Annotated in this window: 12 protein-coding genes and 1 pseudogene; 11 read left to right on the forward strand and 2 right to left on the reverse strand. The window is 68.1% G+C overall.

The genetic code is table 11. The features are described 5' to 3' along the window. The 8 genes and pseudogenes from GA0115259_RS24260 to GA0115259_RS24295 all read left to right on the forward strand — a co-directional run. Positions 1 to 574, forward strand: a pseudogene (locus GA0115259_RS24260) (L-aspartate oxidase); the annotation flags it as partial. After that, on the forward strand, positions 571 to 1,611 hold the full coding sequence (nadC, locus tag GA0115259_RS24265) for a carboxylating nicotinate-nucleotide diphosphorylase (RefSeq protein WP_093600961.1): 1,041 nt from the start codon (positions 571 to 573) through the stop codon (positions 1,609 to 1,611). The pseudogene GA0115259_RS24260 and the gene nadC, both read left to right, overlap by 4 nt. Continuing rightward, positions 1,611 to 2,408: a type III pantothenate kinase gene (locus GA0115259_RS24270; RefSeq protein WP_093600964.1), complete on the forward strand. Its 798-nt coding sequence runs from the start codon at positions 1,611 to 1,613 to the stop codon at positions 2,406 to 2,408. Before nadC ends, GA0115259_RS24270 begins: the two co-directional genes overlap by 1 nt. Before the next feature lie 213 nt (positions 2,409 to 2,621). After that, the gene (locus GA0115259_RS24275) at positions 2,622 to 3,317 is read left to right on the forward strand and encodes a hypothetical protein (RefSeq protein ID WP_093600966.1); all 696 of its coding nucleotides are present in this window, start codon (positions 2,622 to 2,624) and stop codon (positions 3,315 to 3,317) included. Positions 3,318 to 3,331: 14 nt separating this feature from the next. Then, positions 3,332 to 3,529 (forward strand): hypothetical protein, encoded by a 198-nt coding sequence (locus tag GA0115259_RS24280; RefSeq protein WP_093600968.1) that lies wholly within the window; start codon positions 3,332 to 3,334, stop codon positions 3,527 to 3,529. Positions 3,530 to 3,645: 116 nt separating this feature from the next. Beyond that, the gene (locus tag GA0115259_RS24285) at positions 3,646 to 4,128 is read left to right on the forward strand and encodes a BlaI/MecI/CopY family transcriptional regulator (protein WP_256098115.1); all 483 of its coding nucleotides are present in this window, start codon (positions 3,646 to 3,648) and stop codon (positions 4,126 to 4,128) included. A 9-nt stretch (positions 4,129 to 4,137) separates the two neighbouring features. Continuing rightward, the gene (locus GA0115259_RS24290; protein WP_093600972.1) at positions 4,138 to 4,677 is read left to right on the forward strand and encodes an amino-acid N-acetyltransferase; all 540 of its coding nucleotides are present in this window, start codon (positions 4,138 to 4,140) and stop codon (positions 4,675 to 4,677) included. 146 nt (positions 4,678 to 4,823) lie between these two features. After that, entirely contained in the window at positions 4,824 to 5,159 is a 336-nt protein-coding gene (locus GA0115259_RS24295; protein WP_066953721.1) for a histone-like nucleoid-structuring protein Lsr2, read from the forward strand. Here the strand turns inward: GA0115259_RS24295 and GA0115259_RS24300 are convergent. Next, positions 5,138 to 5,764: an SCO3374 family protein gene (locus GA0115259_RS24300; protein ID WP_093600974.1), complete on the reverse strand. Its 627-nt coding sequence runs from the start codon at positions 5,762 to 5,764 to the stop codon at positions 5,138 to 5,140. The genes GA0115259_RS24295 and GA0115259_RS24300 overlap by 22 nt on opposite strands. 434 nt (positions 5,765 to 6,198) lie before the next feature. Here GA0115259_RS24300 and GA0115259_RS24310 point away from each other — a divergent pair, with 434 nt between their 5' ends. Both GA0115259_RS24310 and GA0115259_RS24315 read left to right on the forward strand, forming a co-directional pair. Continuing rightward, a complete protein-coding gene (locus GA0115259_RS24310) occupies positions 6,199 to 8,721 on the forward strand; it encodes an ATP-dependent Clp protease ATP-binding subunit (RefSeq protein WP_066953718.1) in 2,523 nt (840 codons plus the stop codon). A 523-nt stretch (positions 8,722 to 9,244) separates the two neighbouring features. Then, positions 9,245 to 9,904, forward strand: coding sequence for a M23 family metallopeptidase (locus GA0115259_RS24315; protein ID WP_093600976.1), 660 nt, complete (start codon positions 9,245 to 9,247; stop codon positions 9,902 to 9,904). Between the two features lie 19 nt (positions 9,905 to 9,923). Here the strand turns inward: GA0115259_RS24315 and GA0115259_RS24320 are convergent, their stop codons facing one another. After that, positions 9,924 to 10,502, reverse strand: a complete 579-nt coding sequence (locus tag GA0115259_RS24320) for a TetR/AcrR family transcriptional regulator (RefSeq protein ID WP_093600978.1) — start codon at positions 10,500 to 10,502, stop codon at positions 9,924 to 9,926. Between the two features lie 119 nt (positions 10,503 to 10,621). On the opposite strand from GA0115259_RS24320, the gene GA0115259_RS24325 reads away from it, so the two are divergent. Continuing rightward, on the forward strand, positions 10,622 to 12,307 hold the full coding sequence (locus GA0115259_RS24325) for an MDR family MFS transporter (RefSeq protein ID WP_093600980.1): 1,686 nt from the start codon (positions 10,622 to 10,624) through the stop codon (positions 12,305 to 12,307). Positions 12,308 to 12,375 lie beyond the last annotated feature (68 nt).

Below are 12,375 nucleotides of genomic sequence, written 5' to 3' on the forward strand. Positions count from 1 at the left end.
GGCGGACATCGCGGCCGGGCCACGGCGGACCGCGCCGGTGGAGCCCGCCGCTCCGGCCGAATCTCCCGCCACCAGCCTGCTGCCGCTGATCGCGCCCGAGGCACGGGCCGGAATCCAGCGGATCATGTCCGAGGGCGCGGGCGTCCTCAGATCGGCGCGGAGCCTGGGGAAGGCCGGTGAGGCCCTGGAGACCATCTTCCAGCGCGCCCTCCACCCGGATACGGCCCGGTCCCAGGACGTCGCCCAGCCTCAGGACGTCGGCCTCGACGGCAAGCCCGCCGTGCCCGGTGTCGAGTCCTGGGAGACCTCGAACCTCCTCTGTGTCGCCCGCGTCCTGGTCGCCACCGCGCTGGAGCGCGAGGAGACCCGCGGCTCCCACTGGCGCGAGGACCGTCCCGAGCGCGACGACAGCGACTGGCGCCGTCATCTCGTCGTCCGTCTCCTGCCCGACCGCGGGCTGGCGGTCGGGCGCACGGAAACGGCCGCCTTCCCGCCCGTGGGTCCGCATCTCCCGCCCGCTCAGCCCAGTACCTCCCACATCCCGCCGACGCCCCCAGGGAGCCGTAAACCGTGAGCACGCCCGAAGACAGTCCGCGCCCCGAGCCCGTGGACGTACCGCTGATCCAGATCGGTGCCCCGGCGGCACCGGCCACGGGAGGCTGCGGCGACGGCTGCGGCTGCTCCGCCGGCGAGGAGGGCTACGGCCTCGCCGATCTGGAGTGCGGTCTCGATCCCGCCCTCGCCCGGCTTCTCGCCGACGCCGGACTCGATCCCGTACAGGTCGAGGACATCGCCCATGTCGCCGTCGAGGAGGACCTCGACCACGGCGTGGACGTGACCACCGTCGCGACCGTCCCCGAGGACGCCGTCGCCACCGCCGACTTCACCGCGCGCCAGAGCGGTACGGTCGCGGGCCTGAACGTCGCCGAGGCCGTTCTGTCCGTCGTCTGTACGGAGGAGTTCGCGGTCGAGCGGCATGTCGTCGACGGCGACCGTGTCGAGGCCGGACAGAAGCTCCTCAGCGTCACCACCCGCACCCGCGATCTGCTCACCGCCGAGCGCAGCGCGCTCAATCTCCTGTGCCGGCTGTCCGGTATCGCGACAGCCACGCGCGCCTGGGCCGATGTGCTCGAAGGCACCGGCGCCAAGGTCCGCGACACCCGTAAGACCACACCGGGCCTGCGCGCGCTGGAGAAGTACGCGGTGCGCTGCGGCGGCGGTGTCAACCACCGGATGTCGCTCTCCGACGCGGCCCTGGTCAAGGACAACCACGTGGTCGCGGCGGGCGGTATCGCCGAGGCGTTCAAGGCCGTACGGGACCGCTTCCCGGAGCTGCCGATCGAGGTGGAGGCCGACACCCTGGACCAGGTGCGCGAGGTCCTGGACGCGGGCGCCGATCTGATCCTGCTGGACAACTTCACTCCGGCCGAGACGGCGGAGGCCGTGGGCATCGTCGCGGGCCGCGCGCTCCTGGAGTCCTCCGGGCGGCTCGCCCTCGACAACGCCCGTGCCTACGCCGAGACCGGCGTCGACTTCCTCGCGGTCGGAGCACTCACCCACTCCTCCCCGATCCTCGACATCGGCCTCGATCTGCGCGAGGTCGAAGCCTGATGCTTCTCACCATCGACGTCGGCAACACCCATACCGTTCTCGGCCTGTTCGACGGCGAGGAGATCGTCGAGCACTGGCGCATCTCCACCGACGCGCGCCGCACCGCGGACGAACTCGCCGTACTGCTCCAAGGCTTGATGGGCATGCACCCGCTGCTCGGCGAGGAGTTGGGCGACGGGATCGAGGGCATCGCGATCTGTTCGACGGTGCCCTCCGTCCTGCACGAGCTGCGCGAGGTGACCCGCCGCTACTACGGCGATGTTCCCGCCGTCCTCGTGGAGCCGGGCATCAAGACGGGTGTGCCGATCCTGATGGACAACCCCAAGGAGGTCGGCGCGGACCGCATCATCAACGCGGTCGCGGCGGTCGAGCTGTACGGCGGCCCGGCGATCGTCGTGGACTTCGGTACGGCGACGACCTTCGACGCGGTCAGCGCCCGTGGCGAGTACGCGGGCGGTGTCATCGCGCCGGGCATCGAGATCTCGGTCGAGGCGCTCGGCGTCAAGGGCGCCCAGCTCCGCAAGATCGAACTGGCCCGTCCGCGCAGTGTGATCGGCAAGAACACCGTCGAGGCGATGCAGTCGGGCATTCTGTACGGCTTCGCGGGCCAGGTCGACGGTGTGGTGGCGCGGATGGCCCGTGAACTGGCCGACGATCCCGGCGAGGTGACCGTGATCGCGACCGGCGGGCTCGCCCCCATGGTCCTCGGCGAGGCCACCGTGATCGATGAGCACGAGCCCTGGCTGACCTTGATCGGTCTGCGCCTGGTGTACGAACGGAACGTCTCCCGTATGTGACCGCTGTGACTATGTGATCGCTGTGACCGCTGTGACCGCGCCCGGTCCGCCCTCGCCTCGCTACAGATGTGCGGCGGGCCGTGGCATCGGAGCGGCTGCGCCGTCTACCCCGTTCGGCGGGCGGGCCGCGCCAGTGGAGAGGCGTTAAACGGATTTTGTCCCTTTGGCGCGTAGTGTCGCCGCATGCCCACGCCATACGGATCCCGCGGCGGCATGGCCTTCGGTGCCGAGGAGCTGCGTGTGCTCCGACGCGCCCTCGCCGTTGCCCTTCATCCCGTCCCGCTCCCGAACGAGGACGTCCGGGCCTGCCTGCGGCTCGCCGAGTCCGTGGACGAGGCGGTACGGGAGGCCGGGCGGCTGCGGGCGTTCCTGGTGGCCGATCTCGCCCGGTACCGGGAGGCGCTCCCGGGCTCCCTCACCGGCTATCTGGAGCTGCTCCAGGACGCCCTGGCCGCCGGCTACGTCCCGGTGCCCGACGATCTCGCGGCGCTGCGCGCCCTGCGCGGCAATCCGGTCGCCGCCGCCCTGCTCGACCGCTGTCAGCGGCTCGCCGAACGGTCGGTACGGGCCCGTCTCGCCGCCCGTTCCACCGCCGCCGCCGGTGCGGTCGCCGCCCTGACTCCCGCTCCTCGTACCCGGCTTCTCGCGCTTCCCGGCGGCCTCGCCTCCGACGAGCCGGAACAGCCGAAGGAGCCCAGGGAGCCGAGGCCCGCGGAGCCGAAGGAGCCCCGGGAGCCCAGGGACCCGGACGTCAAGGATCCCGAGAAGGAGCCCCGCGAGCCGAAGCGGCCCCGGAAGCCGGCTCAGCCGCAGCATCCCGCGCCCGGCCGGCCGATGCCCAAGCCGTCCGAGGTCTTCCCGCCCCGCCGACGTCCCGCGCCCCCGCCGGAGGAACTGGCCGCCGGATAGCTACTCTGGACGGCATGGACTACGTATCCGCGCTCGTGCCGCCCGTGGTGATGGCCGCCTTCTTCATCGGCCTGGTCGTGACGATCGTCAAGAGCCAGGGCGGCCCCAACAAGGCCAAGGAGGACGCGGCGGTCGACGCGGCCCTCGCCCGGGCGGAGTCCGCCCGGCAGCAGAGCCGCGCCACCGGCACCCCGGGCGCCGACGGCGCCTGAGCCCCGAGCGCGCGCACTTCACCGTATGACCTGGACGTACGACTGATTCCCAGTCGTACGTCCTTTTTGTTACGTCAATAACCGGCCATTCGGACATCTCGCACTATGGTGAAGGCGTGCCCCGTCAATTGGGAGACCTGGAAGACGCCGTCATGACACGCGTCTGGCAATGGAACCGTCCGGTCACCGTCCGGGAAGTCCTCGAAGACCTTCAGCGGGAACGGTCCATCGCCTACACCACCGTCATGACCGTAATGGACAATCTCCATCAGAAGGGCTGGGTACGCAGGGAAGTCGAGGGCCGCGCCTATCGATATACGGCGGTCTCCACCCGTGCCGCGTACGCCGCCGCGCTGATGAACGAAGCATGGTCGAAGAGTGACAACCCGGCGGCGGCACTAGTCGCCTTCTTCGGCATGATGTCGCCCGAGCAGCGGGAGTCACTTCAGGACGCCGTCCGTATGGTCCGGGCGGACCGTCCGGAAGTCGACCCCGAGGAAGGCGACCGCCCGGAAGGCGCTCCGCGTGAAGGTGAAGGCGATCCCCGTGAAGACACCGGGGCCGAGGGCGCCGACAGCCCGCCGGAGGCAGGGCGATAGCGTCCGCTCATGCTCACAGCCCTTCCGCTTCCCAATGCCGAAGCAAATGCCTTCACCGTCCGGCGGGCCAGGACCAGGGATGTACCGGCTGTCCGCCGTCTCGTCGACCCTTACGTGAGCGAAGGCATCCTGCTCGACAAAGCACCGGTGACGCTTTACGAGGACATCCAGGAGTTCTGGGTCGCGGAACGCGACGAGGACGCGAGTGTCATCGGCTGCGGCGCCTTGCATGTGATGTGGGAAGACCTCGCCGAAGTGCGCACACTCGCCGTGGATCCCGTGGTCAGAGGCGCGGGAGTAGGGCATCAACTACTTGACAAGCTGCTGGAGACCGCCCGCTGGCTCGGAGTGCGCCGGGTATTCTGCCTCACCTTCGAAGTCGAGTTCTTCGCGAAGCGCGGCTTCGTGGAGATCGGTGAGACACCGGTGGACGGAGATGTCTACCGAGAGCTGCTGCGTTCCTATGACGAGGGCGTTGCCGAGTTCCTCGGTCTCGAACGGGTGAAGCCGAACACCTTGGGCAACAGCCGGATGCTTCTGCACCTGTGATCGCCGGACTCCCGCGCCGATCCCTATGTCCGAATCGCGCACGTTTCCCGTCTTCTTGCGAGGCTGAACCTCTGCCGGGGGTTTGTGTTTTCCTGAGAAAAGCGGTTTCCTTTCCGCGTACTGCATTTTCGATGAAAGGAAATCCGGTGGCACAGAAGGTTCAGGTCCTTCTTGTCGATGACCTCGACGGCGGCGAGGCGGACGAGACGGTGACGTTCGCTCTGGACGGGAAGACCTACGAGATCGACCTCACCACCGCCAATGCGGACAAGCTGCGAGGGCTCCTCGATCCGTACACCAAGGGTGGCCGGCGTACCGGTGGCCGCGCCGCGGCCAGCCGCGGCAAGGGCCGTGTCGCCACGGGCGGGAACAAGGACACCGCGGAAATCCGCAAGTGGGCGAAGGAGAACGGCTACAGCGTCAACGACCGTGGCCGTGTTCCCGCCGAGATCCGTGAAGCCTACGAGAAGGCCAACGGCTGAGTATTCGTACGAGGCGTATTTCCGCGCGAAGTGCGTGACAACCGGGCCCGGTGGCACTCAGTCGCCGCCGCGTCCACGAGTCGTACGAGATCGGGGGCACCCCCACCACTGCCCCCGTGGCCGGGCCGCCCGCGCAGAGCGAGCGCCGGCAGCGTCGACTCCATATCGAGTCCGGGCTCGGGGGGCCGCAACCACACGGCGGCCCCCTGCGCGCCGGGACCTGGCCACCGCGGTGGCGCGGGAGCGGTGATCCGCCCGCCGACGCCGAGAGCGGTCAACCCCAGGGCGATCCCGCCCCACTCCAGCCAGTCGAGCAGCCCCGGCAGCTCCTCCGCGCTTCCCTCGGCCACCAGCAGGCCCATCCGCCCGCCGAGCAGCGCCACCGGCCCCGTCGGGCCGATCCTGCGCAGCACGGCCGCCCCCGCGTCCGCGGGCAGCTCCAGCACATCGAAGCGGAGCCCGGTCGGCAGCAGCACCGGCGGTCCGGCCTCGGCCGCCCAGCCCAGTTCCTCCTCGTACCACCGCGCGGCACCGTCAACATCGCTGCCGGAGACAACCGGACCGTGTTCACGCGGGCCGCGAGGAGGCGGGACAGTGAAGGCCATACCCGCAGCAACTCCCGACCAGTGCCCGGAGTTACGCTACGTCGGTACCTCTTTGCACAGCGTGCCCATTACGGGGGCGTGCGGGCGCATTCAGGAGCGCAAGGGTGTTCGCCCGTAGCGGAGGGAACCGGGGTGCGCCGCATGGACTGTCACTGCTTACGGGTAAGACATTCCTAGTGGGAAGGGACGACACGCGGTTCCGGGCCGTCTTGCGTTCGCCATCGGCGTACTGATGGCGAGGGTATCTGCCTGGCCTGCGGGAACATCGTCTCGCACCATCGGGTTGGAGCTGGTGTCCGGTGTTCGGGGCTGGGAGCCTGGGACAGGTAGTCGGCAGTTGGAATGAGCGGTCCCCGCTTGCGGGACTAAGCTGCGGAAGGACAGGGAGGGGACCGACCCCTTTACTGCCTGACCGCTCTGAGGAGCGATTAACGATGTTCGAGAGGTTCACCGACCGCGCGCGGCGGGTTGTCGTCCTGGCTCAGGAAGAAGCCCGGATGCTCAACCACAACTACATCGGCACCGAGCACATCCTCCTGGGCCTTATCCACGAGGGTGAGGGTGTCGCCGCTAAGGCCCTGGAGAGCCTCGGGATTTCGCTCGAGGCGGTCCGCCAGCAGGTGGAGGAGATCATCGGCCAGGGCCAGCAGGCCCCGTCCGGCCACATCCCCTTCACCCCCCGTGCCAAGAAGGTCCTGGAGCTTTCGCTCCGTGAGGCTCTTCAGCTCGGCCACAACTACATCGGTACGGAGCACATCCTGCTCGGCCTGATCCGCGAGGGCGAGGGCGTCGCCGCCCAGGTCCTCGTGAAGCTGGGCGCCGATCTCAACCGGGTGCGGCAGCAGGTCATCCAGCTGCTCTCCGGTTACCAGGGCAAGGAGGCCGCCACAGCGGGCGGTCCTGCCGAGGGCACGCCCTCCACGTCCCTGGTCCTCGACCAGTTCGGCCGGAATCTCACCCAGGCCGCCCGTGAATCCAAGCTCGACCCGGTCATCGGGCGCGAGAAGGAGATCGAGCGGGTCATGCAGGTGCTCTCCCGCCGTACGAAGAACAACCCGGTCCTCATCGGCGAGCCCGGCGTCGGCAAGACGGCGGTCGTCGAGGGACTGGCCCAGGCCATCGTCAAGGGCGAGGTGCCCGAGACCCTCAAGGACAAGCACCTCTACACCCTCGACCTCGGCGCGCTCGTCGCGGGCTCCCGCTACCGCGGTGACTTCGAGGAGCGGCTGAAGAAGGTCCTCAAGGAGATCCGCACCCGCGGCGACATCATCCTGTTCATCGACGAGCTGCACACCCTGGTGGGTGCCGGCGCAGCCGAGGGCGCGATCGACGCGGCGAGCATCCTCAAGCCGATGCTGGCCCGCGGTGAGCTCCAGACCATCGGTGCGACGACGCTCGACGAGTACCGCAAGCACCTGGAGAAGGACGCGGCCCTGGAGCGCCGCTTCCAGCCCATCCAGGTCGCGGAGCCGTCGTTGCCGCACACGATCGAGATCCTCAAGGGCCTGCGCGACCGGTACGAGGCACACCACCGCGTGTCCATCACGGACTCCGCGCTGGTCGCCGCCGCGACGCTGGCCGACCGCTACATCTCGGACCGCTTCCTGCCGGACAAGGCGATCGACCTGATCGACGAGGCCGGTTCCCGGATGCGTATCCGCCGGATGACCGCGCCGCCGGACCTCCGCGAGTTCGACGAGAAGATCGCCGGTGTCCGCCGCGACAAGGAGTCCGCGATCGACTCCCAGGACTTCGAGAAGGCCGCCTCTCTCCGTGACAAGGAGAAGCAGCTCCTGGCCGCGAAGACCAAGCGGGAGAAGGAGTGGAAGGCCGGCGACATGGATGTCGTCGCCGAGGTGGACGAGGAGCTGATCGCCGAGGTCCTGGCGACGGCCACGGGCATCCCGGTCTTCAAGCTCACCGAGGAGGAGTCCTCGCGCCTGCTCCGTATGGAGGACGAGCTGCACAAGCGCGTCATCGGGCAGAAGGACGCCATCAAGGCGCTCTCGCAGGCCATCCGGCGTACGCGAGCGGGTCTGAAGGACCCCAAGCGTCCCGGTGGTTCGTTCATCTTCGCCGGTCCGTCCGGTGTCGGTAAGACCGAGCTGTCCAAGACGCTCGCCGAATTCCTCTTCGGTGACGAGGACGCGCTGATCGCTCTCGACATGTCGGAGTTCAGCGAGAAGCACACGGTGTCGCGGCTCTTCGGTTCTCCGCCCGGATACGTGGGTTACGAAGAGGGCGGCCAGCTCACCGAGAAGGTGCGCAGGAAGCCGTTCTCCGTCGTCCTCTTCGACGAGGTCGAGAAGGCCCACCCCGATATCTTCAATTCCCTTCTCCAGATCCTGGAGGACGGCCGGCTGACCGACTCCCAGGGCCGGGTCGTGGACTTCAAGAACACGGTCATCATCATGACGACCAACCTCGGGACGCGGGACATCTCCAAGGGCTTCAACCTGGGCTTCGCGGCACAGGGCGACACCAAGACCAACTACGAGCGGATGAAGAACAAGGTCAACGAAGAGCTGAAGCAGCACTTCCGGCCGGAGTTCCTCAACCGTGTGGACGACACGGTCGTCTTCCACCAGCTCACCGAGGAAGACATCATCCAGATTGTCGACCTGATGGTCGCCAAGGTGGACGAGCGTCTGAAGGACCGGGACATGGGCCTTGAGCTCAGCCCGTCCGCCAAGTCGCTGCTCGCCAAGAAGGGTTACGACCCGGTGCTGGGCGCCCGGCCGCTGCGCCGGACGATCCAGCGCGAGATCGAGGACATCCTCTCCGAGAAGATCCTCTTCGGAGAGCTGCGGCCCGGTCATATCGTGGTCGTGGACACCGAGGGCGAGGGTGAGGCGAAGGCCTTCACCTTCCGCGGCGAGGAGAAGTCGCCGCTGCCGGACGTTCCTCCGATCGAGCAGGCGGCGGGCGGCGGTCCGAACCTGACGAAGGAAGCCTGAGGCTCGTGCCTTCCGCAGGCTGAGTGACTGACTGAGAAGGCTGCCCCGGACCGTTTCCTACGGTTCCGGGGCAGCCTTTTGCGTTGTGGCGGGCGCTCCGGTACCGCCTCGGTGGAGCGGGCCCTTGGTCCTGAATCGGACGGTCCTTCGGCCCGGTGGCCGTGATATGGCGCACAGCCGATTCCGGCCCTACGAGCCGGAGTAGTGGCGGCGGCGGTCATCGGGCGGGACTTTCGGCCCGGTGCAGGGCGGGTCCTTCGGCGGTCCGCTGCCGTCGGCCTGCACGGCCGGATGGGATGCCGGTTTTCATCCCTTTTCACCTGCGGCTAAACGCATTTATATCGGTACATATAGGTGCGCCTTGCTCGGTAGTGGTGAGCAGTTGAGAGGTGGATCGCCTCGGGGATCGCTACGACGAGTTGTCGTAGATGGGGTGTTTTGGGATGTGATGACGTCCGGGTTACCAAGGTGTGGTCAGCCCGGCGCGCAGGTGCCGGGTCCCTTGATGCCCGGAGGTTTCCGTATGCCGCAGCGCAAGCTGTCCCGTCTGACCCGCCCGTCCGTCCTTCGTACCCGTGCCGGTGTCCTGGCTGCCGGACTCGGAGTGTCGTTGGCGGCCGGAACCGGGGCCGCGTTCGCCGCGACCGGCGGCGACGCTCCTGCCGGTGCGTCCGTCACCACGGCCGCCGTCCAGCAGCAGGCCACGGTGCACACCAAGGCGGCCTCCAAGGCCGTCTCCAAGGCCGAGGAGGCCAAGAAGGCCGCCTCCTGGACCGATCCGGTCACCAAGTACACGCTGAGCGCGACCTTCGGCCGCGGCGGCAGCATGTGGGCCAAGAAGCACTCCGGCCAGGACTTCGCCGTACCGATCGGCACCTCGGTCCACGCCGTCCACGGCGGTACGGTCGTCAAGGCCGGCCCCGGCGGCGCCGGTGACGGTCCCGCGTACGGCAACGCGATAGTGATCAAGCATGCGAACGGCACGTACTCGCAGTACGCGCATCTGTCGAAGATCAAGGTGTATGTGGGCCAGCATGTGCAGACGGGCGACCCGATAGGCCTGTCCGGCAACACCGGCAACTCCAGCGGTCCGCATCTGCACTTCGAGATCCGTACGACCCCGAACTACGGCTCGGCCGTCAACCCGGTGAACTTCCTGCGCTCGGTGGGCGTCAAGGTGTGATCCCGGGATGTGACCCCGGTCATGGGTTGACCCGGTGAGCCCGGCTGATCAGCTCTGTGGAGACCTCGAGGATGGCTTGACGCTTCTCCTCGGGGTCTCCTTCGACTTCCCGGAGGGCGAACTGGCCTGCGTGCATGGTGAAGAGCGCGCTGATGCAGCGGACGCGGTCCGTCAGGGACGCCTCCGGGTCCTGGATCAGATCCATCAGGTCGATCATCCGGCTCTTGAATGTCTCGCCGATGCTCAGATCGCGCACCGTCGCCTGGTTCTCCTGCATGAAGCGGAAGAGCGGTGTCGCCTCTTTCAGCGCCTCGCTGTAGCGGCGGAGGATCTCCTGCTTCGTCTCCAGCGTGTGCGGCCGGCTCCGGCCCCAGGTGATCAGCTCGTCGATCGGGCGCGTCAGATCCTGAAAGAGGCTGATCAGGATGTCTTCCTTGGTCTTGAAGTGGTAGTACAGGGCGGCCTTGGTGACATCCAGCCGCTCGGCGATCTCCCGTAGGGAGGTCTTCTCGTACCCCTGCTCGGCGAAGAGCTCCAGCGCGATGTCCTGGATGCGCTGACGGGTGTTGGCCCGTCGCGGGTGCGGTGTGCTGCCCATGGTGCTCTCCCGAGGATTGACTTACTTGACGCCCGGCAAGTAAGAGGTCTACCTTCCCCAGTGTAGTCAGCTTGCCGGGCGGCAAGTAAGTGTCAGGGGAGTGCAGGGGAGTGGGAAACATGAGTCCGACCGGGAAACAGACGGAGAAGGGCGGGCCGACGGACGGTGTCGAGACGGCGCCGGAGCGGCCCGGCGGAGCTGCCGGGTCCGGAGGCCTGGAGGCGTCGGCGGGCCTGGAAGCACCGGCGGGCAAGGCGGCCAAGGACGGGCCTCAGCCGCGCAGTGTGCGCGTGGTCCTGCTCGCGCTGATGATCGCGATGCTGCTGGCCATGCTGGACAACATGATCATCGGTACGGCGATGCCGACGATCGTCGGTGAGCTGGGCGGGCTGGAGCATCTGTCCTGGGTGGTCACCGCGTACACCCTGGCGACCGCCGCCTCCACCCCGATCTGGGGCAAGCTCGGCGACATGTACGGACGCAAGAGCGTCTTCCTCATCTCGATCGTGATCTTCCTGATCGGGTCCGTGCTGAGCGGTATGGCCCAGGACATGGGCCAGCTCATCGGCTTCCGCGCGATCCAGGGCCTGGGCGCCGGCGGTTTGATGGTCGGTGTCATGGCGATCATCGGCGATCTGATACCGCCCCGGGAGCGGGGCAAGTACCAGGGCATGATGGCCGGTGTGATGGCGCTCGCCATGATCGGCGGACCGCTGGTCGGCGGCACCATCACCGACCATCTCGGCTGGCGCTGGAGCTTCTACATCAATCTGCCGCTGGGTGCCGTGGCACTGGTGATGATCACCGCCGTACTGCATCTGCCCGTCAAGGACCGTTCGCAGGTCAAGGTCGACTATCTCGGCGCCGCGCTGCTGACCGTCGGCATCACCTCGATCGTGCTGGTCACCACCTGGGGCGGTACGGAGTACGCCTGGGGCTCGGCCATGATCATGGAACTGATCGCGATCGGTGTCGTCGCGCTCGTCGGCTTCGTCGTCGTACAGACCAAGGCCGCCGAGCCGATCATGCCGCTGCACATCTTCCGCAGCCGCAACTTCACCCTGATGTCCGTGATCGGATTCCTGACCGGCTTCGTGATGTTCGGCGCGGTGCTCTTCCTGCCGCTGTACCAGCAGTCCGTCCAGGGCGCCTCGGCCACCAACTCCGGACTGCTGCTCCTGCCCATGCTGCTGTCGATGATGGTCGTCTCGCTGATCGCGGGGCGGGTCACCACCAACAGCGGCAAGTACAAGATCTTCCCGATCATGGGCGGCGGACTGATGACCGTCGGGCTGTTCCTGCTCGCGCAGATGGACACCGGCACCTCGCGGCTGACCTCCGGCGTGTACATGGCCGTCCTCGGCGCCGGTATGGGCTTCCTGATGCAGATCACCATGCTGGTCGCGCAGAACAGCGTCGAGCTCAAGGACATGGGTGTCGCCTCCTCCGCGACCACCCTGTTCCGTACGCTCGGCAGCTCCTTCGGCGTCGCCATCATGGGAGCGCTGTTCACCAGCCGGGTGCAGGACGAGATGGCCGCGGCGGGCGGTGCGGGCGCCACCCAGCAGTCCGCGCAGCTCGACGCGGCGAGCCTGGCGAAGCTGCCGGACGCGGTGCGCGAGGCGTACCAGGTCGCGGTCTCGTCCGGTACGCATGCCGCCTTCACGCTCGGCGCGTCGGTCGCGGTGATCGGATTCGTCGCGGCCTTCTTCGTCAAGGAGGTCCCGCTGCGGGGCGCCGGGCCGGCGCCGGCGCCGGCCGACGAGGCCGCGGTGCTGGACGGCAAGGTCCCGCAGTCCGCCTGATTTCCCTCTCCAGGGCCCTGCCCCCGCGGCCCCCGGCGCACCCGCGCCGGGGGCCGCAGAGATCTGGG

This window comes from Streptomyces sp. MnatMP-M17 (genome assembly GCF_900091995.1).
Classification (GTDB): Bacteria; Actinomycetota; Actinomycetes; order Streptomycetales; family Streptomycetaceae; genus Streptomyces.